The organism is Arthrobacter sp. AQ5-05, from assembly GCF_003287975.1.
Classification (GTDB): domain Bacteria; phylum Actinomycetota; class Actinomycetes; order Actinomycetales; family Micrococcaceae; genus Paeniglutamicibacter.
On the sequence record NZ_QMKQ01000008.1, the window covers coordinates 121,808 to 139,132 of the forward strand.

13 protein-coding genes and 1 riboswitch are annotated in these 17,325 nt (G+C 65.1%); of the genes, 10 read left to right on the plus strand and 3 right to left on the minus strand.

The genetic code is table 11. The features are described 5' to 3' along the window. Positions 1-62 precede the first annotated feature (62 nt). Positions 63-153, plus strand: a riboswitch (glycine riboswitch). 171 nt (positions 154-324) lie between these two features. The 3 genes from DQ353_RS09735 to DQ353_RS09745 all read left to right on the plus strand — a co-directional run bounded on the left by DQ353_RS09735 (position 325) and on the right by DQ353_RS09745 (position 3,189). Further along, entirely contained in the window at positions 325-1,074 is a 750-nt protein-coding gene (locus tag DQ353_RS09735; protein ID WP_113762556.1) for a DUF5058 family protein, read from the plus strand. A gap of 29 nt (positions 1,075-1,103) precedes the next feature. Next, positions 1,104-1,850, plus strand: a complete 747-nt coding sequence (locus tag DQ353_RS09740) for a hypothetical protein (RefSeq protein ID WP_113762557.1) — start codon at positions 1,104-1,106, stop codon at positions 1,848-1,850. 106 nt (positions 1,851-1,956) lie between these two features. Beyond that, positions 1,957-3,189 (plus strand): amidohydrolase, encoded by a 1,233-nt coding sequence (locus DQ353_RS09745; RefSeq protein ID WP_113762558.1) that lies wholly within the window; start codon positions 1,957-1,959, stop codon positions 3,187-3,189. A gap of 52 nt (positions 3,190-3,241) precedes the next feature. On the opposite strand, the gene DQ353_RS09750 is transcribed toward DQ353_RS09745, so the two are convergent. Then, entirely contained in the window at positions 3,242-4,132 is an 891-nt protein-coding gene (locus tag DQ353_RS09750) for an Lrp/AsnC family transcriptional regulator (protein WP_113762559.1), read from the minus strand. Between the two features lie 221 nt (positions 4,133-4,353). Here DQ353_RS09750 and DQ353_RS09755 point away from each other — a divergent pair, with 221 nt between their 5' ends. The 6 genes from DQ353_RS09755 (at position 4,354) to DQ353_RS09780 (ending at position 13,574) form a co-directional block, all read left to right on the plus strand. After that, positions 4,354-5,703: an MFS transporter gene (locus DQ353_RS09755; RefSeq protein WP_113762560.1), complete on the plus strand. Its 1,350-nt coding sequence runs from the start codon at positions 4,354-4,356 to the stop codon at positions 5,701-5,703. 2 nt (positions 5,704-5,705) lie between these two features. After that, positions 5,706-7,418, plus strand: coding sequence for an amidohydrolase (locus tag DQ353_RS09760; RefSeq protein ID WP_113762561.1), 1,713 nt, complete (start codon positions 5,706-5,708; stop codon positions 7,416-7,418). After that, the gene (locus tag DQ353_RS09765) at positions 7,411-9,051 is read left to right on the plus strand and encodes a thiamine pyrophosphate-binding protein (RefSeq protein WP_113762562.1); all 1,641 of its coding nucleotides are present in this window, start codon (positions 7,411-7,413) and stop codon (positions 9,049-9,051) included. The genes DQ353_RS09760 and DQ353_RS09765 overlap by 8 nt, the downstream gene beginning before the upstream one ends. Before the next feature lie 116 nt (positions 9,052-9,167). Continuing rightward, positions 9,168-10,142 (plus strand): C-terminal binding protein, encoded by a 975-nt coding sequence (locus DQ353_RS09770; protein ID WP_181578318.1) that lies wholly within the window; start codon positions 9,168-9,170, stop codon positions 10,140-10,142. Positions 10,143-10,459: 317 nt separating this feature from the next. Further along, positions 10,460-10,843, plus strand: a complete 384-nt coding sequence (locus tag DQ353_RS09775) for a UPF0158 family protein (protein ID WP_113762564.1) — start codon at positions 10,460-10,462, stop codon at positions 10,841-10,843. A gap of 241 nt (positions 10,844-11,084) precedes the next feature. After that, on the plus strand, positions 11,085-13,574 hold the full coding sequence (locus DQ353_RS09780; protein WP_113762565.1) for a hypothetical protein: 2,490 nt from the start codon (positions 11,085-11,087) through the stop codon (positions 13,572-13,574). 62 nt (positions 13,575-13,636) lie between these two features. Here the strand turns inward: DQ353_RS09780 and DQ353_RS09785 are convergent, their stop codons facing one another. After that, on the minus strand, positions 13,637-14,422 hold the full coding sequence (locus DQ353_RS09785; RefSeq protein ID WP_113762566.1) for an isocitrate lyase/PEP mutase family protein: 786 nt from the start codon (positions 14,420-14,422) through the stop codon (positions 13,637-13,639). A gap of 647 nt (positions 14,423-15,069) precedes the next feature. Next, positions 15,070-15,969 carry a LysR family transcriptional regulator gene (locus DQ353_RS09790; RefSeq protein WP_113762580.1) on the minus strand — a complete coding sequence of 300 codons (900 nt, stop codon included), beginning with the start codon at positions 15,967-15,969 and terminating at the stop codon, positions 15,070-15,072. A gap of 314 nt (positions 15,970-16,283) precedes the next feature. On the opposite strand from DQ353_RS09790, the gene DQ353_RS09795 reads away from it, so the two are divergent. Then, positions 16,284-16,967, plus strand: a complete 684-nt coding sequence (locus tag DQ353_RS09795) for a RidA family protein (protein ID WP_286166721.1) — start codon at positions 16,284-16,286, stop codon at positions 16,965-16,967. The last annotated feature ends 358 nt before the right edge of the window (positions 16,968-17,325 follow it).

Consider the following 17,325-nt stretch of genomic DNA (forward strand, 5'->3'; position numbering starts at 1 on the left):
TCGGGTCTAGTATTCTGGTCGCACGCGGAAAGGCTTCCGCGCACAACTGAATAGTCTTCCGATCACACGTGGCTGGAGAGTCCCGGACACCACTCGGGCACCGAAGGGGCAAGCACCCGCAATCTCTCAGGTACCAGGAACAGCCACGTGAGGAAATTCTGGGGAGCAGCCGCCGGGACAGGTGGCTCACCAACGAAGCACGCCGCTGCCACGCGCAGCGGCTGATCTTTCAGGTTCAGAACAGAACGGGCACGGTGGCAACCGGGAACACCCACGACCCGCACCCTCCGCCTTGAACCCTTCGATGAACGGTAGGCCAGCCTCATGAACTTCCCAGCCGCAGTGCGCACAGCAGCGGACAGCAACTCAACCGACATCCTCGCCGTGGCCAATTCCCCGGTCCTTTGGGCCTGCGCCATCGGCGTTTTCCTGGTCATCGTCGTCCAGTCTGTCATCTACATGAAGGCCGCGCGGATCGCCGCACCCCACATCGGGATGAGCCAGGCCGAACTCAAGACCAGCTTCCGCGCCGGCGCGATCTCCGCCCTGGGTCCCTCGCTTGCCGTGGTCATGGTGGCTGTCGCCCTGCTGACGGTCTTCGGCACCCCCGCGGTGCTGGTGCGCATCGGGTTGATCGGCTCGGTGTCCTACGAGACCGCCGCCGCGGCCATTGCCGCCAACTCCGCCGGTGCAGAACTCGGCGGGCCCACCTATACCCAGGCCGTCTTCGGCCTTGCCCTGGCCGCCATGAGTCTGGGCGGGGCGATGTGGATGATCGCCACCCTCATCCTGACCCCGCTGCTGAAGAAGGGCGACTCCGCGCTGCGCAAGGTCAACCCGGCCATCATGATGGTCGTCCCGGGTGCCGCCATGGTTGCGGCCTTCATGGTCCTTGGCATCGGCGAGTTGCCCAAGTCATGGATCCATGTGGTCGCCTTCGTCTCCTCGGCCGCGATCATGACCGTCCTGATGGTCATTGCCAAGAAGGTCAACAGGCCGTGGATCAAGGAATGGGCCCTGGGCATCGCCATCATCCTTTCCCTGTCCATCACCTACGCCGCCACCCGCCTCTAAGCAGCGCCAAGAAACCCAAGGAGCACATCATGAGCAAAGCCACAGAGCTGCACGAGGCGCTTGGCGCCTTCGACAAGACCACTTCCCGCTGGGGACGGATCACCATGATCATGGGCCTGTTCTTTTCCCTGGCCGCCCCCGCCTACCTGGTCTTCTTCGCCGGCCTGGACATCGAGGTCGCCGGGATCCTCACGGCATTCGGCGCCCTGGCCGCGGTCTTCGGCGTGATCTGGATCGTCGAGCCGCTGACCTATTTCCCGATCCTCGGGGCTTCCTCGATGTACCAGGCCTTCATGATCGGTAACATCTCCAACAAGCTGCTGCCGGCGGCCATGATCGCCCAGGCGACCATCGGGGTGAAGCCCGGAACCCGCAAGGGCGAGCTGGCCTCCGTCGCCGCGATCTGCGGCGCTGCCACCGTCCATCTGACCTCGCTGTTCATCTTTGTCGGGCTGTTGGGCACCTGGCTGGTCAGCGTGATCCCTGGTGACATGATCCAGACCGTCCAGTTCTACATCCTGCCCACGGTCATGGGCGCGGTGGTCGTGCAGGCCATCGTGAGCCAGAAGGCCCCGCGCTCGGCCGTGATCGCGCTGGTGGTCTCGGTCGTCGTGGTCTTCATTGTTCAGCTCTACAAGCCCTTCGGCCTGTTCTCCACGGCTGTCGCCGTGATTTCAACCGCCGCGCTCGCCTGGGTACTGCGCGACCGAAGGACCCTCGGCTCCCCGGAGGACACCACTGCGGAGTCGGAGCTTCCGGAGGGCCCCGTGTACTGAGCACCCCGACCCCCATCCCGCCGGCAAGCGACCAACAAGACATCCACCGGCAGCGGCCACCCGCCGCTCTGCCGCCGCCACCGAAAAGACAAGGAAACAACACAGCATGACGAACACCATCCCGCAGGCCCTGTCACTGGCCGCGGACTCGACCGCGGACATGATCGAGACCTACAAGTACCTGCACGCCAATCCCGAGCTGTCCATGCAGGAACACCGGACCGCCGACTACCTCACCGGGCGCCTTGAAGCCCTGGGGCTTGAGGTGTTCCGCTGCGGCGGCACCGGCGTGGTGGGCGTGCTGCGCAACGGGCAGGGCCCGGTTGTCGGGTTCCGCGCCGACACCGACGGGCTTCCGGTGCTCGAGGACACCGGACTGGACTATGCCAGCGCCGCCACCGGCGTCCTGGAGGACGGCACCGAGGTCCCGACCATGCATGCCTGCGGGCATGACACCCACATGGCCTCGGCGCTGGCCACCGCAGCCCTCTATGCCGGGGCCAAGGACGACTGGGCCGGCACCCTCGTGTTTGTGCTGCAGCCCGGGGAGGAAACGGCCGCCGGTGCGCGCGCGATGGTTCAGGACGGGTTGTGGGACAAGGCCCCGAAGCCCGAGATCATCTACGGCCAGCACGTGATGCCGGGGCTGGCCGGCACCGTGTCGCTGATGGCGGGGGCCGCGATGAGCACCGCGGATTCCTTCAAGGTCACCGTCCACGGGCAGGGCTCGCACGGTTCGATGCCGGAGCACTCGATCGACCCGATCGTGCTGGGTGCGGCGATGGTGCTGCGCCTGCAGACCATCGTCTCGCGGCAGGTGGCCCCGCAGTCCGCCGCAGTGGTGACCATCGGGTCCTTCCACGCGGGCCTGAAGGAGAACGTGATCCCGGACCGCGCGGTGTTCACGCTGAACGTGCGCACCTTTGAGCCGGCGGTCCGCGAGACGGTGCTGTCCTCGATCCGGCGCATCATCGCCGCCGAAGCGGCCGCCTCCGGGGCCCCGGAGCCAACCATCGAGGACATCTCCAACTTCCCGCCATTGCACAACGACCCGACCCAGACCGCGTTGCTTGAAGCGCAGTTCCGCGACGAGTTCGGTGCCGAACGGGTGCTGGCCGGCACCCCGGTGATGGGCAGCGAGGACTTCGGCGCGCTGGCCGATGCCCTCGGGGTTCCCTCGGTGTACTGGTTCTTCGGCGGGTTCGACGCCGACACCGTGGCCTCGGAGCATCCGCCGGCCAACCACTCGCCATTCTTCGCCCCGGTCGTCGACCCGACGCTGGCCACTGCCGTGGCCGCAGCGGTCCGTGCGCTGTTCTCCAAGGTCGGCAAGAAGTAGCGACCTGGGGTTGTGTCAGGACTCCACCGGAGTCCTGCCGCAACCAGGCCCACTACACCCGCCGAGCGTAGTCCTCCTTGAGCACGTCCAGGTGCGACCAGGACACGGTGCGCTTGATTCCCGGTAGCGCACGCAGGACCTCGAGGGTTTGAAACAGCGCAGCCGGCGACTGGCCCACCAGCGTCGCCACGGCATCGAACCTACCCACCGTCTCGGCGGCGAACTCGATGTCGCTCGAGGTCCGCAGCAGCCCGATCACCTCGTCGTGGTCTCCATCGATGTTCAGCCCCACCCCCATGGACAACTGCCGTCCGTGTGCGCCGCGTGCCTCGACCGCACTGATCTTGATGATCCTCGCCTCCAGCAGCCTCTGGACGCGGGTGCGCACCGCGGTGGCCGACAGTCCCACGCTTCCGGCCATCTGCCGGTAACTGCTCCGCCCGTCGGCCTGCAGCAGCTCGATCAGCCGGGTGTCCATGGCATCGATCGCCGCGTCACCGGTGTATTTGGAGATGAAAAAGCCCTTGATGACCGAGGTGTAGATCAGGGTGTCGATCTTGGCCACCCCCGGCAGCCGCCGCACGTCCGCCAGCCTTCGGTGCAGTTCCTCGTGGTTGGCCACCCGGAATTCGGCAATCAGGTCGTGGTCGCCGCCGACCGCCGAAACCAGCACCGAATCCGAGTCTTGCACCAGGCCGTTGGCGATGACCCGCACCGGTCCCTCGGCCACGACCGAGACGTGGGCGATGACCCGCTGGCCCAGGAACGAGGGGTCAACTGCCGCGATGACCCGAACCGTGCCCGCATCCAGCAGCTGCTGCACCCGCGTGGCCACCGTCGCCCGCGGCGCACCAAGGTCCTTGGCGATGTCGAGGAAACTGGCGCGGCCATCGACCTGCAGTGCGCGGATGATCGCGGTGTCAATGTTTCGCGGGTCCTTCATGGCGCCTTCCTTTCTCAGGTATGTTTCGACTCTGGAACAAAAACTGCGTAACGGTGCATGGATTATTTTCTCCGGAGCTCGAACACTGATCGAGCCATACAATAGTGAAGATTACCGCACGATGAGCGCATTTATTGTGTTTGCCGTCACGCTTTTCCGTGGTTACAGTAGTCCGCATCACAGACAAGTTCTGGCTAGAGCTGGAAAAGGTGGAATCTCCCATGGAAAAAAATAGGGCCGCAGTGAAAGAATTCAGTCACGCCCGTGCACGACGGGCAGGCATGGCCGCATTCGTCGGCACGGCCATCGAATGGTACGACTTCTACATCTACGCCACGGCGGCGGCCCTGGTCTTCGGGCCGTTGTTCTTCCCCGAGGCCGACCGCATGGTCGGTGTGGCCGCGGCCTTCGCGACCTACGCCGTCGGCTTTGCCGTCCGCCCGCTGGGCGGAATCATCTTCGGGCACATCGGTGACAAGTTCGGGCGCCGCCCGTCCCTGGTCATCACGCTGCTGGTCATGGGAGTATCCACCGCATTGGTCGGTCTGCTTCCCACCTACGCCAGCATCGGCGTCTGGGCGCCGGCACTGCTGATCGTCCTGCGCGCACTGCAGGGCCTGGCCGTGGGCGGCGAATGGGGAGGCGCGGTCCTGATGGCCGTCGAGCACGCCCCCGAAAAGCACAAGACCTTCTACGGCGGCTTCGCCCAGCTGGGCAACCCCGCCGGCGCACTGATGGCCACGCTGATGTTCAGCGCCCTGACCTCCCGCGGGGACGACTTCCTGATGAACGGCGGCTGGCGCATCCCGTTCCTGCTCTCCTTCGTGCTGATCCTGGTGGGCTTCTGGGTCCGGAACCGGGTCGAGGAATCCCCGGTCTTCGAGGCCAAGGTCGAGGGCGTCGCCCAGGCCCTGCCGCTGAAGACCGCCATCGTGAAGAACTGGAAACCGATCGTGCTGGGCATCGGCCTGCTGCCGCTGTCCACCGGCGGCTACCAGCTGACCACCACCTTCGCCACCGCCTACGGCACCGACCCGTCGGTGGGCCTGGACGAGACCTTGGTCCTCAACGCCCTGGCGCTGGCCGCGCTGGTGGAGCTCGTGGCGACCCTCGGTGTTGCCTGGCTGGGCGATAGGTGGGGCCGCAAGCGCGTCATGTTCGTTGGCCTGCTCGGCTCCATGATCCTGGTGATCCCGCAATTCCTGGTCATGTCCAGCGGACCCGAATGGCTGCTCTTCGTGGCCTTCTGCGCCATGCGCCTGATGATGACCGCGACCTACGCGCCGATGGCCACGATCATGTCCCAGCTGTTCCCGCCGCAGGCCCGCTACACCTCCATCTCGCTGTCCAACGGCATTGCCGCCGCCTTCTGGGGAGGACTCTCCCCGCTGGCCGCGACCCTGCTCTACGCAACCACCGGCAGCATCTGGCCGGTCCTTGCGGTCTTCCTGGGCATGGGGACGCTGAGCATCTTCTGCCTGTACTTCGCACCGCAGCACCGCGACGAGGAGCCGTACTCCGAAGCCGCCGACTCCGGACGCGTCACCACGAACGAAACGATTGGGGCCTGACCATGAGAAAACTGCAGACCTTCGACGCACCGGCACGCACCTTCATCCCGCAGCTGGTCACCGCATCCACCATCCACACCATGGATGGGGCCGCCCCCGTCGCCACCGCGATGCTGCTGCACGACGGGCACCTGCTGGCCGTCGGCACCGAGGTGCAATGCCGCAAAGCTGCCACCGAACTGGGACTGCCGGAACCGCGCGTGCAGGATTTCGGTGACGCCACGGTGGTCCCGGGCTTCATCGACGCCCACGCCCACCCGTTGATGTACGGGCAGCTGAAGACCTGGGTCGACTGCGGGCCGGAGCAGGCCAAGAGCATCCCGGAGATCATTGCGCTGCTCAAGGAACGCGCCGCACAGACCCCCAACGGGCTGCCGGTGCGCGGCTACGGCTACGAACAGACCAACCTGGTTGAGCAGCGCCACCCCACCGCCGCGGAACTCGACGAGGTCGCCAGCGACCGCGAGGTCTACCTGATGAACGCCTCGGGCCACGGCGGGGTCGTGAACAACCACACCTTCAAGCTGCACGGGGTCACCAGGGACACCGAGAACCCGGCCGGCGGCGAATTCTTCCGAGACGGGCACGGCGAGCTCACCGGCGAACTCTCCGACGCCGCCTGCAACATCCTCACCGGGCTCGAGGGCGTGAAGATCGGGCACCACGGTCCCAACTTCCACCTGGCCGACGCCCCCGAGGAACACCTGCGGCAGCTGCAGATCGCCCAGGAGGGCTTCCTGGCAGGAGGGGTGACCACCGTTGGCGACGCCCAGGTCTCGCGCCGCGAATTCGACATGTACCTGCGCATGGCAAGCGCCAACCAGCTCAAGATCCGCGTGGGCATGTACCTGCTCTCGCACCTTTTGGACGAGGCGTCCGAGATGGGCATGCACGGGGCCTTCGGCAACGCGCAGCTGAGCTTCTCCGGCTTCAAGTTCTACGCCGACGGCACCCTGGGCGGCTGGACCGCCTACTTCCCCGACGGCTATGTGGGCGACCCCTGCCGCACCGGCCAGCTCTACCACGAGCCCGCCGCCTACGCCGAGCTCATCGCCAAGGCGCACCGACTGGGTCTGCAGACCGCGACCCACGCCCAGTCCCCCACCGCGCTGGAAATGGTCATCTCCGCCATCGAGGCGGCCCAGGGGCAACGCCCGGACTCCGACGCGCGCCACCGGATCGAGCACTGCGGCCTCCCAACCGCGGAACAGATCACCCGCATGGCCGCGGCGGGCATCCACCCGGTGAACCAGCCGCAGCACTACTACAACTGGGGCGAGGGCGTCACCGAGGCGATCGGCACCCCCGGCGAGCGCTTCAACCCGCTGGGCGAATTCATCGACGCGGGTGTCAAGGTCACCATTTCCTCCGACGCCCCGGTGGCCGAGCCGCTGCCGCTGGAGGCCATCCAGGCCGCAGTCACCCGCGTGACCCGCCAGGGCCACAAGCTCGGCGGCGACGAGCTGCTCATCACCGCACGCCAGGCATTGGAGGCCCACACCATCAATGCGGCCTTCGCGATGGGCCGCGAGGACGACCTGGGCTCCCTGGTTGCCGGCAAGCGCGCCGACTTCGCCGTGTTGGCCGCGGACCCCTTGGCCGTTCAGGCCGGTGCAATCGCCGAAATCCGTGTGCTGGAAACCTGGGTGGGCGGCATCTGCCATTTCACCGCCGACCGCTCAACCTCCGTGGAAAAGGAACTCGAACATGTCTAACCCGGAAACCACCTCCACCATCGAGCTGCCCGAGGGCGTCGTGGCCAACAACGCCGGCCTGGACGTGATGACGGTGCTGCGCAACTACGGCATCGACACCATCTTCGGGATCCCCGGAACCCACAACCTCGAGTTCTACCGCCACCTGGCCCCGCTGGGAATCCGACCGGTCACCAACCGCCACGAGCAGGGTGCCGGCTACGGCGCCGACGGCTGGGCCCAGCAAACAGGCCTGCCCGGCGTGGTCATCACCACCTCGGGGCCCGGACTGCTCAACGCACTCTCCGCGGCGGGCACAGCCTACTGCGAGTCCCGCCCGCTGGTCATCCTCTCCCCCGGCGTGCCGGTGGGCGAGGAATTCGCGGACATCGGTTCGCTGCACGAGACCAAGGACGCCACCGGTGCCGTGGGCGCCATCGTCGAGTGGTCCCGCCGCGTGGCCTCCGGCACCGAGGCGGTCCAGGCCATCCATGACGCCTTTGAACTGTTCCGCTACTCCCGTCCGCGCCCGATCCACATCGAGATCCCGTTGAACATCCTCGAGGGTCCCTCGGACGCGCCTTCGCAGCTGCTTGAAGCGGTGGCGAAACGTACCCCCAAGCAGGCCGACGCCGCTGCGCTTGCCAAGGCGGCCGAGGCGCTGCGCACCGCCGCCAACCCGGTCATCCTGGCCGGCGGCGGTTCACTGCGTGCCGGGGCCGACGTGTTGGCGCTGGCCGAGAAACTGCAGGCACCGGTGGTGACCACGCTGAACGGCAAGGGCGCGATCCCCGAATCGCATCCGCTGTCCCTGGGTTCGGACATCCGGCTGGATGTTGCACAGAAGTTCTGCGAGGACGCCGACGTGCTGCTGGTGCTCGGTTCCAAGGTGGGAGACGCCGAGCTCTGGTTCAATAGGTTGAACCCCTCGGGCACCGTGGTGCGCGTGGACATCCTCGAGACCCAGCTGGACAAAAACCTCGCCGCGGACCTCGGCCTGGTGGGCGACTGCGCGGCCATCGTGCCGCAGCTGCTCGCCGCGTTGGGAGACCACGGTGCCCCCGCCGCACCGCAGCTGACCGCATTGCGCGACCAGATGCGCGAGGATGCCAGGGCCCTGTCCCCGGCCTTCGCCGCACTGGCCGAGCAGGTTGCCTCCGCGGTCCCGGCCAACACCATCATCGGCGGGGACTCCTCGCAGGCCACCTACCTGGGCACCGCAAGCTTCGTCCCGCAGGATGCCCCGCACTCGCTGCTGTACACCCCCGCCTACGCAACGCTCGGCTACGGCCTGCCGGCGTCCATCGGGGCGCGCATCGGCGCCCCGGAGCGCCCGGTGGTCTGCGTGATCGGCGACGGCGCGCTGATGTTCGCCATCCAGGAACTGGCCACCGCGGTGGAACAGCGCCTGGACCTCGTGGTGGTCTGCGCGGACAACGGCGGCTACGGAGAGATCAAGCAGAACGAGCTGGACCGCGCCATCACCCCGGTGGGCGTGGACCTGGTGCAGCCCGACTGGGCCGCCCTGGCCACCGCGTTCGGCGGCACCGGGACGAAGCTCGCGGCTTCCTCCGAGCTGGCCCCGGCCATCCGCACGGCGCTGGAGGCCGGCGGCGTGCAGCTGATCCACGTGCCGATGGCGTTGTTCAACTAAACGGCACTGCATAAACAGCAGTCAACCGGTGGGGTTGTGGGGAAGCAAGCCTTCAATCCCGCAACCCCACCGGTGTATGCGCACCCTTTCCCTTGACCCGAACCAGGAGTTTCCCCTTGCCAGCCACACCCCGCGTGCTGATCACCGACGCCGCAGACCTGGACCACACCATCGCACTGGACCTGCTCGCCGAGGCGGGCATCGAAGCCACCTACCTGGACTCCCGCGACCGCGGGCAAATCCTTGCCGCCGCGCGCCAGTGCGCCGGAATCATCCTGGGCTACGCCTCGCTTGATGCATCGATGATTGCCGCATTGCCCCAGCTGAAGGTCGTTGCCACCATGTCCGCGGGATTCGACATGGTCGATGTGCAGGCGGCGACCGACGCGGGAATCACGGTGTGCACCGTGCCCTCCGCCGCGACGGCGGACGTGGCAACCCACGCGTTCGCCGGGATGCTGGCCCTGGTTCGCCAGCTTCCCCGTTCCCAGGCCCTGGCGTGGGCCGGTGACTGGACCGGGGCCGGGCTGCCGGTGCCCCCGCGGCTTGAAACCCTCACGCTGGGACTGGTGGGCTTCGGGAGGATCGCCCAATACCTTGCGAACATTGCCGAACCGGTGTTCAAGGAAGTCATCGCCTACGACCCGTTCACCCCCACCGAGTGCTGGCCAGACGGTGTGCGCCGGGTCGAGCTGGACGAGGTGCTGGCAGGCTCGAACGTGCTCAGCCTGCACACCCCGCTCACCGGCGAAACCGAAAACCTCATCGACGCCCGGGCGTTGGCGGCCATGCCGGCCGGCTCCTACCTGGTCAATGTCGCCCGCGGCGGGCTCGTCGACGAATCCGCGCTGCTCGAAGCGCTGGATTCCGGCCACCTGGCCGGGGCCATGCTCGATGTGCTGGCCCAGGAACCGGCACCGGCGAACCACCCGCTGCTGACCCACCCCTCGGCGATCGTCACCCCGCACACCGCCTACCGCTCCAACGCCTCGCTGCGCGAATACATGGCACTGCCGGCCCGCAACGTCATTGCCGTGCTGGCCGGGCGGACCGCGGAAACGCCACTGCGGATCCCCGTCTCCGCACGGTAGAAGCAGTCGTCGCCTGGGTCGGTGCGCGGGAGTGTCCTGCCCGGTTATGAACTCCGCCCAAAGACCGGTGGTGGCCGCGGTGTCGCACGGGACGGGTCCTGTCCCTCATGGCGTTCGCTTTTCAGGAGGGCAGGGTCACCGGCCTCGACCTCCTGGACCTCTATGGACCGAGTGGTGGGCAGTAGCGCCGGAGACATCGAGGCCCGGGTTTGCGCCAGCGCCATGCTGGCAGGTTTATCTCCCTTGCCTACCTTGCGCGTACACGGCCCAAGCGCAAGGCTGAAAGGGAACAGCGCACCGACGCGAGCCAAGGAAGCATGATGCTGAAACTCGAGGACCTGGATCTGGAAGAAATTGCCTGGGCCATGCAGAACGACCGCTCCATGGGCCACGACTACTACCTCAACCTCGATACCGGGGAAGTCGTCGTGCCGGGGCTCGACGAAGACCTCACGGAGGAGGAGATCGACGAGGGAAACTACGCCTATGTCGACCGCCTTGAATCCTACGAGTCCTACCGGCACATGGAGGACTTCACCATGGGCCTTACCGACGGCGAGGCCCGGAAGAAACTGGAGCAGGCGCTGGTCCGCAGCAAGCCCTTCCGGCACTTCAGGGACGCCCTGGAATACTTTCCCAAGGAACGCGAGGACTGGTACACGTTCAAGAACGAAGCCATGAAGCAGGTCGTAATCGAGTGACTGGTCGGCATCAAGGCCATCGAGGACCCCGCCCCGGACGACACGGGCGAATCGGACACCCCGTAGCAAGACCCGTGCGTGGAATCCGGTCCCGCCGAATGCGGCCCGCCTCCGCGAAAACGCGCGGGTACGGCAGGATTTTCGATTCACGCAAGTCAGGTGCCTTGTCATGAGTGGCCCTACTTTGTTCATAGGCCGTTAGGGTGGGGGAATCCCACCCTCCATCCCCACGATCGAGCCCATGACCACGCAGTTGATCCGCGCCCGCAAGAAACCGCGCTTTGGCCTTCCCTGGCTCTCCATGGTCCTCGGGATCGGCACCCTCGTTTTTGGCTGCGTGGGGTTCACTGCCGTCACTGCACAGCCTTCCGAACCCGTCGAAATCACCGTGGAAGGCGACCATCCGTGGAACATTTCGCAGGCAACCGTCAATGCAACACTTTCCGAACCCCTCCATGCATGGAAGCCCCTGCGCATCAAGGTCACCAATCGGCAGCTCACCAGCGACGAGGCGACAGGACGGCAGGATCCGGGGGCCGACCTCGTCTTGAGTACCGCCATCTTCGAGGAGGCACACAGCTACGCCCCGGGGCCGCGGCTGGGGAAGGTCGTGATCTACCCCGTCGGCTCCGACGGGAGCCGGCACTACGCCAACAGTTTCGCGGTCGAGCGTGCCTACGTACAGAACGTGGGTCTGGGACACGGCCCGGCCGCCGTGGCAGCGGCGGCAAAGCGCGCAGCAGAGCTGCTCGATGACGGACCCACCCGATCGCCGATATTTTGGGTCTCGGGGACAGCTCTGGGGCTGCTGCTGACGGTCCTGTCCCTGGCTATTTCCCTGCCCCGCCGAATGCGCCGTGAATTCCTCTTTCGCAGGCTGACCACGGCCCAACACCAGCTCGCTCGCGTGGTCCTGGATTTGGAGGCGCTCGAGGTCACCTATTTGGCAGCTGGCCCGGATCGCCGGCCTCCGGGATTCACCGCGGCTTGGAACCAGATCCGCGACACCTCCCTCGACTTGGCGCGAACCGAAGACCCCGTCGTTGAGGCCGCCTATTCGGTCAGGCGATCGTTGGCCCCACAGACCGCCAGGCTCGTGGCCGCCTTTGAAGAAGCGGCCAATAACCTCGCCATCCAGGCGGACGCCTTGATGGGGGCAGGTTCGGTGCTGGGCCGGTTGGCCGGGAGCGAGTCCACGCTGGACCGCCTCGCAGCACCCCTGAACCTTGCCGCCCGCGAATTGCTGGCGCGGCTGCACGCCGTGCCCTCCGGTTCCGTGCCGCGCAAGCAGATTCGGGCCCTCTCCGCTGCCGCAGCCTCGCTGCTCACCGCCGGCGCACGCAAGTCGAACTCAGTCCAGGCCGTGGCGGCCTGGGAAAACGCCGAGCGCACATTGGAACGCAGCGCCGCAGCCGTGGACCGATCTTTGCGCCGCACCCGCCGGGGACGGGTCCGTGCACCGGCCTACGCTCGGGAGGACCTCTCGGAACTGCGAGCGGGACTGGGCATGTCGGCCGACGGTTCACGCCGTGCCTTGGCCGCCTTGGACGAAGCCAATGCCGCCGCGCGCTCACTTTTTGGTCCACTGTCGCAGACCGCCGGCCTCCGGGAACCGTCCGGCATCCGCCAACGCCCAAGCCCGAAGATGCCGTTTATGGGTTCTCCGGGCCTCTGGCTCATGGGCTTTGTCCTGATTGTGCTGGTTTCCGTGTTGGTCGGTGGCGTGGTCAGCGACCGGGTCACCGTACGCCCCTCGTGGATGCTCACCGGCACGCAGAAAACCCATTCCTTGGCCATCGACGGGCAAATCCCGGGCCTGAACGAGGCCGGAATCCGCAGCGCGCTGGACGACAAGTTCACCGAGCGGGTGGACATTACCCTGGCGGTCCGCGATGCCGGTGACTACCTGCGAGTGGATGCGGCCAAGGTCCCGAAACAGACCCTGGCCGCGGACAAGATCGACCCGCTGGTGCTCTTGGACGCCTTGTGGCGGATCAAGTCCGAACTCCCGCACCTGGTTGATCCCGCCACCGGAGAGCTTCTCCCCCACCAGGCCATCATTCCCGTGTGGACCATCCCCGGTGGCGTCGTGCACTTCCCCGTCCACATCACCGGAACCGTATCCGTGGGCGGCAACAGCACCTTGAACGACGGCTCTTGGGTCTACGGCAACTTCTTTTGGGCGGAACCGCAGGACCACCAAGTGGCCTCAACCATCCATGCCTTGTCCCGCGGGCTGCAGGGCAACGGGTACACGCACCACGAGATCAACAAAACACTGCTCCACTGGCTGCTGACGCTCGCCTTTGCCTTGGCGCTGACCACGCTGGTGCAGGTCCTCGTCTATGGCGGTGCCATCTCGATGCGGCTGGGACGCTTCGGCCGCAATGCCGCCGCGCTGCGCACCATACGACGTGAACTCGAAGCCCTGGCCCTGGGCCTGGACGATTCGCGGCTCAACACCGTGGCGGTGCTTGGTGCAGGGCCGGCCGCCACCAGCGCCGAGGCCGACCAACGGATCTTCGAACGGGCCGTGGCGGTGGCGTGGCGCATGGCAGAAGACCTCGCTGCCCGGCCGCTTGCCCAGCGACTCGGCGCCGACTACCTGGCGCACATCGACCGCTTGGGCGATCTCGTGGCCAGGCTGGGCATTCGCGACGCGGAGACCGCACGTCGCACCCGTGAATTGCTGGACGCCGCCTTCACGCGGCCCACGCCCGCCCGTGCCTAGCTGCCGGGTGGCACCGGCCCCCTTCTCCGTGCGGTTCCGAAGGCGGCTGCCGTGTTCGGGAATCATTCGGGCAGCGTTTGGCGGAACGCCACGAGGCGTGCCTGCATCTGCCCATACGGCGTGGCGGCCGGCGCCGGCTTGCCCCCGCGCAGGGCGTTGACCACGTCCACTGCCGCATCCACCGACGCGCGATAGGGCAGGGAGCCGGAACTTACGCGCCGGACCCCCAGCCTGCCCAGCTCGGCAACGCCCAGGGTTGGATGCGCCAGCACGTTGACCGGCAAACCGATCCCTGAAGTGATGCCGCGGATGTCCTGACCGCTCGCAATCCCGGGGACGAAGATCCCGTCGGCCCCGGCCTCGGCATAGGCCCGTGCCCGGTCCAGGACCCCCGCCACGCTCGCCTGTTCGCCAAACCAGTAGTTGTCCACCCTGGCATTGACGAAGATCCCGGGGGCGGCCCGTTTGACCGCGCCGATCTTGGCGGCGAAGGCCGCCGGATCCACCAGGCGGCCGGAGAAGCTGTCCTCGAGGTTGACCCCGGCGACGCCCAGTGCCGCCAATTCGGCCACCAGGACGGCGACTTCTTCGGGGTCCTCGGAGTAGCCGTCCTCGATGTCGGTGGTGACAGGCACCGGCAACCGGACCAGCTGCGCGGCCAGGGCCATGGTGGCATCCCTGCTGGCGCGCTCACCGTCGGGCATCCCGGCGCTGGCCGCGATGCCGAAGCTGGTAGTGCCGACGGCCGGGTAGCCCGCCTGCGCGAAGGCCAGGGCAGAGCCGAGGTCCCACGCGTTGGGCAGCAGGAGCGGCGCATCGCCGTGGTGGAGCTGATGAAACGTGGCCATGGTCTTTTCCGTCCGGGTTCGGCCAAGAACTTGATCCCCCAACCCTACGGCTGCTGCCCGTGGGCACCAAGTGGTTTTCCCCCAGCGAGCTGGGCTGAGCGCGTGAAACGCCGGGGTCAGGGCACGAGGTGGTGTCGGAGCATTCCGGCGTCGCTTCATGCCCGTGCCGGTCGAATGCCGCAGTGCAGCTGTAGCCCCCGTTATGTGAAGACCCTGCCCTGCCTCTGCCTGTCAGCGAAAACTCCCGAATGTCCCGCTCGCATCTTGGGTCAGCAACTTCAGTAGCCCATTTGGCCACTGAAATGCAGAGTGGCCTCACATGTATTGAGGTTCACGAGGCTGCTGCTACCCACAGAGACGAAGTAAATGGGAGCGGTTCTCACCGCGTCTCATTTGCCACAGCCATAAGTGGAACACCACTCGGCTAAGATTTGGCAGTATGCCTGCTTGGCCACAGAGTCTGGACCATGCTTCGTCTCGACCAGCCGATGAATCAGCGAACGGTTGGATTTCCAGCTCAAGCACCCCCGTCAGCAGCCGTACGTGAACTGTAATCCTTTGCTCAGGATGCCCTTGTCCAATCTCTGCAGACCCATGTGAAAACCAGGATGGCAATCTAGAAAGCCACGGCAGTCGGTCTACTTCTTCTATTCAGTGGTCATCTCTGTGAAACGGCGCTCAAGCAAATCAAGGACCCGTCCGAGTGCGGGGTTGTCAAATCCCTTTTTCCACACAGCTTGAAGTTCCACGGGCGTGTGAATATCTCCCTTGAACTCAAGATACTGAACACCTTGATAACCCATGACTTTGCTTGACTCGGGAACCATCGCTATGCCATGACCTCCAGAGACCAAGGCAATTATCGTCAAGATTTGGCTCGCCGTGTGAGCCACGTTGTCACTACTGGTCGGCACCGCACGAACTGAAAGATCATAAAAGTATCGCGCCTTGATGGGCGAATGCATCACCATGGGCTCGGCAGCAATGTCGCACGGGGTGACTGGTCGACCGAGCGAACACAGTTTGTGCCCAGAAGGGACTGCTACCACTAGTTCTTCACGTTCGACTGTCATCGTGTCGAACACTCTTGTATCAACCGGCGGTCGACCCAATCCAATATCGATCTGCCCCAATTCAAGCGAGCTGTGTTGTTCGCTTGACACCATTTCCCGCAGGTCAATGGAAATGCCGTCTAGTTCCTCGGTGATCTCTGCCAAGAGCTTTCCCAAAAGGCCGAAACTCGAACCAGCTGTAAAACCAATACGGATCAGTCCGCTGGAACCGTCGGAAATTCGGCGGGCTAGATCCGGGGCGCTTTGGGCATGGGCCAGCAAGCTGCGGGCTTCGGTAAGGAAGGCCTTTCCGGCAGGAGTAAGTGCCACATGTCGATTGTCCCGATGAAAGAGCTGCACCTTGATGCTCTTCTCCAGCTTTTGAATCTGCCGACTCAACGGAGGCTGCGTCATGTTAAGGCGTTCAGCTGCTCGACCGAAGTGAAGTTCTTCCGCAACAGCAACAAAAGCCCGCAATTGATCCAATGAGAACATAGTGCGCAACACTACCATCGAGAATAAGTGCAACCATCCAGGCTTCTGGCGAGAACTTGCGTACTGCTGGGAGCCTGGCTGCCCCGCCGATGACGACGCTTAGATGGATTTTCCGCAAACTGTAGATTCGATGTCGGGCGCACCCAAGTGACCCCCGCCCCACGTAGAGATTCCGAACCCACTGTGCCTGCATCCAAGACCAATTTCCAGAGCCGGCAGGCATGTACCCGCCGTATTATCTCTCTACTCCTCGTTGTCCACAGCTGGCATTGGACTCCCGAAACCATCTGACTTGAATCATTATTTGACATGTGATGATGCAAAATCTAGTTCTGCAACTATCAAAACAAAATATGACAACGGTGTTGGACAAGTCACTCTTTAGCTGTTTAGCTTTCTGCGTCACTCTGGCAGCGATCCGCTTCGCGCAGCGTCCGCCACGCTCGACCTGGGCCCATATCCCGCCCGACAGCCATCCATTCCACGGAATCTTCCGTGTATACGGCAACTCAATTTTGAACCGGAGAATCATCATGGATCCGAAAATCTCTTCCCGCCTTACAGACCTTGGCCTAGAACTCCCCACCGCCGCAGCGCCAAAATATGCCTATGAGGCAACCACCCAATGGGGCACGCTCTTGTTTGTCTCGGGGCAAATTCCTCGCCGCAACGGAACGATTGAGTACACCGGCACCATGACCACTGACAGGCTACTAGCAGACGGCATCCTCGCCGCCGAACTATGCGCCCTCAACCTTCTCGCTCAGGTCGAAGCGAATGTGGGTCTCGAGCGAGTTGATCGCCTACTGAAGATCAACGGGTACGTCGCCAGCGCGTCAGACTTCTTCGACCAGCCGCGAGTGATCGATGGTGCCTCAAAACTATTGCGCACCGTCCTCGACGATGCCGGCCGGCACGCACGTACGGCCCTCGGAGTTCGGATGCTCCCCGCGAATTCACTAGTCGAGATCGAGGCAGTCTTCGGCCTCAAAGCATGACATTTCATTCAGGAATGAGCGCGAAACACCGCCCGCTCCTGCGATCAGCCAATCCACGATTTCCGCACAGATTCAACCCGCAAGGGTAACTAGTCAGGGGGTCGGTACGGCGTGTTGTCGCGGTTTTACGGGGTGCCGGGTGGATCCTGAAGGTGTTCGCAGGCAGTTAGGCACCACCTGAAGGTTGGCGGGTTCTCATGTCCGAGGCATCCGGGGTTCCCACGGTCCAGGCGTTGCTGGCCCGGCTGGAGGAACGTGATGCCGCCTTGGCCAAACGCGATGCCCGGATCGAGTCGTTGCTGCTTCAGCTGGCCGAACGCGACGTGCTGATCACGCAGTTGAGGACCGAGGTCGAGGT

What these genes read in the sequence shown, in the direction of transcription:
- DQ353_RS09735 (WP_113762556.1), top strand. Translation starts at nt 325, where the DNA reads ATGAACTTCCCAGCCGCAGTGCGCACAGCAGCGGACAGCAACTCAACC.
- DQ353_RS09740 (WP_113762557.1), top strand. Translation starts at nt 1,104, where the DNA reads ATGAGCAAAGCCACAGAGCTGCACGAGGCGCTTGGCGCCTTCGACAAG.
- DQ353_RS09745 (WP_113762558.1), top strand. Translation starts at nt 1,957, where the DNA reads ATGACGAACACCATCCCGCAGGCCCTGTCACTGGCCGCGGACTCGACC.
- DQ353_RS09750 (WP_113762559.1), bottom strand. Translation starts at nt 4,132, where the DNA reads ATGAAGGACCCGCGAAACATTGACACCGCGATCATCCGCGCACTGCAG.
- DQ353_RS09755 (WP_113762560.1), top strand. Translation starts at nt 4,354, where the DNA reads ATGGAAAAAAATAGGGCCGCAGTGAAAGAATTCAGTCACGCCCGTGCA.
- DQ353_RS09760 (WP_113762561.1), top strand. Translation starts at nt 5,706, where the DNA reads ATGAGAAAACTGCAGACCTTCGACGCACCGGCACGCACCTTCATCCCG.
- DQ353_RS09765 (WP_113762562.1), top strand. Translation starts at nt 7,411, where the DNA reads ATGTCTAACCCGGAAACCACCTCCACCATCGAGCTGCCCGAGGGCGTC.
- DQ353_RS09775 (WP_113762564.1), top strand. Translation starts at nt 10,460, where the DNA reads ATGATGCTGAAACTCGAGGACCTGGATCTGGAAGAAATTGCCTGGGCC.
- DQ353_RS09780 (WP_113762565.1), top strand. Translation starts at nt 11,085, where the DNA reads ATGACCACGCAGTTGATCCGCGCCCGCAAGAAACCGCGCTTTGGCCTT.
- DQ353_RS09785 (WP_113762566.1), bottom strand. Translation starts at nt 14,422, where the DNA reads ATGGCCACGTTTCATCAGCTCCACCACGGCGATGCGCCGCTCCTGCTG.
- DQ353_RS09790 (WP_113762580.1), bottom strand. Translation starts at nt 15,969, where the DNA reads ATGTTCTCATTGGATCAATTGCGGGCTTTTGTTGCTGTTGCGGAAGAA.
- DQ353_RS09795 (WP_286166721.1), top strand. Translation starts at nt 16,284, where the DNA reads ATGATGCAAAATCTAGTTCTGCAACTATCAAAACAAAATATGACAACG.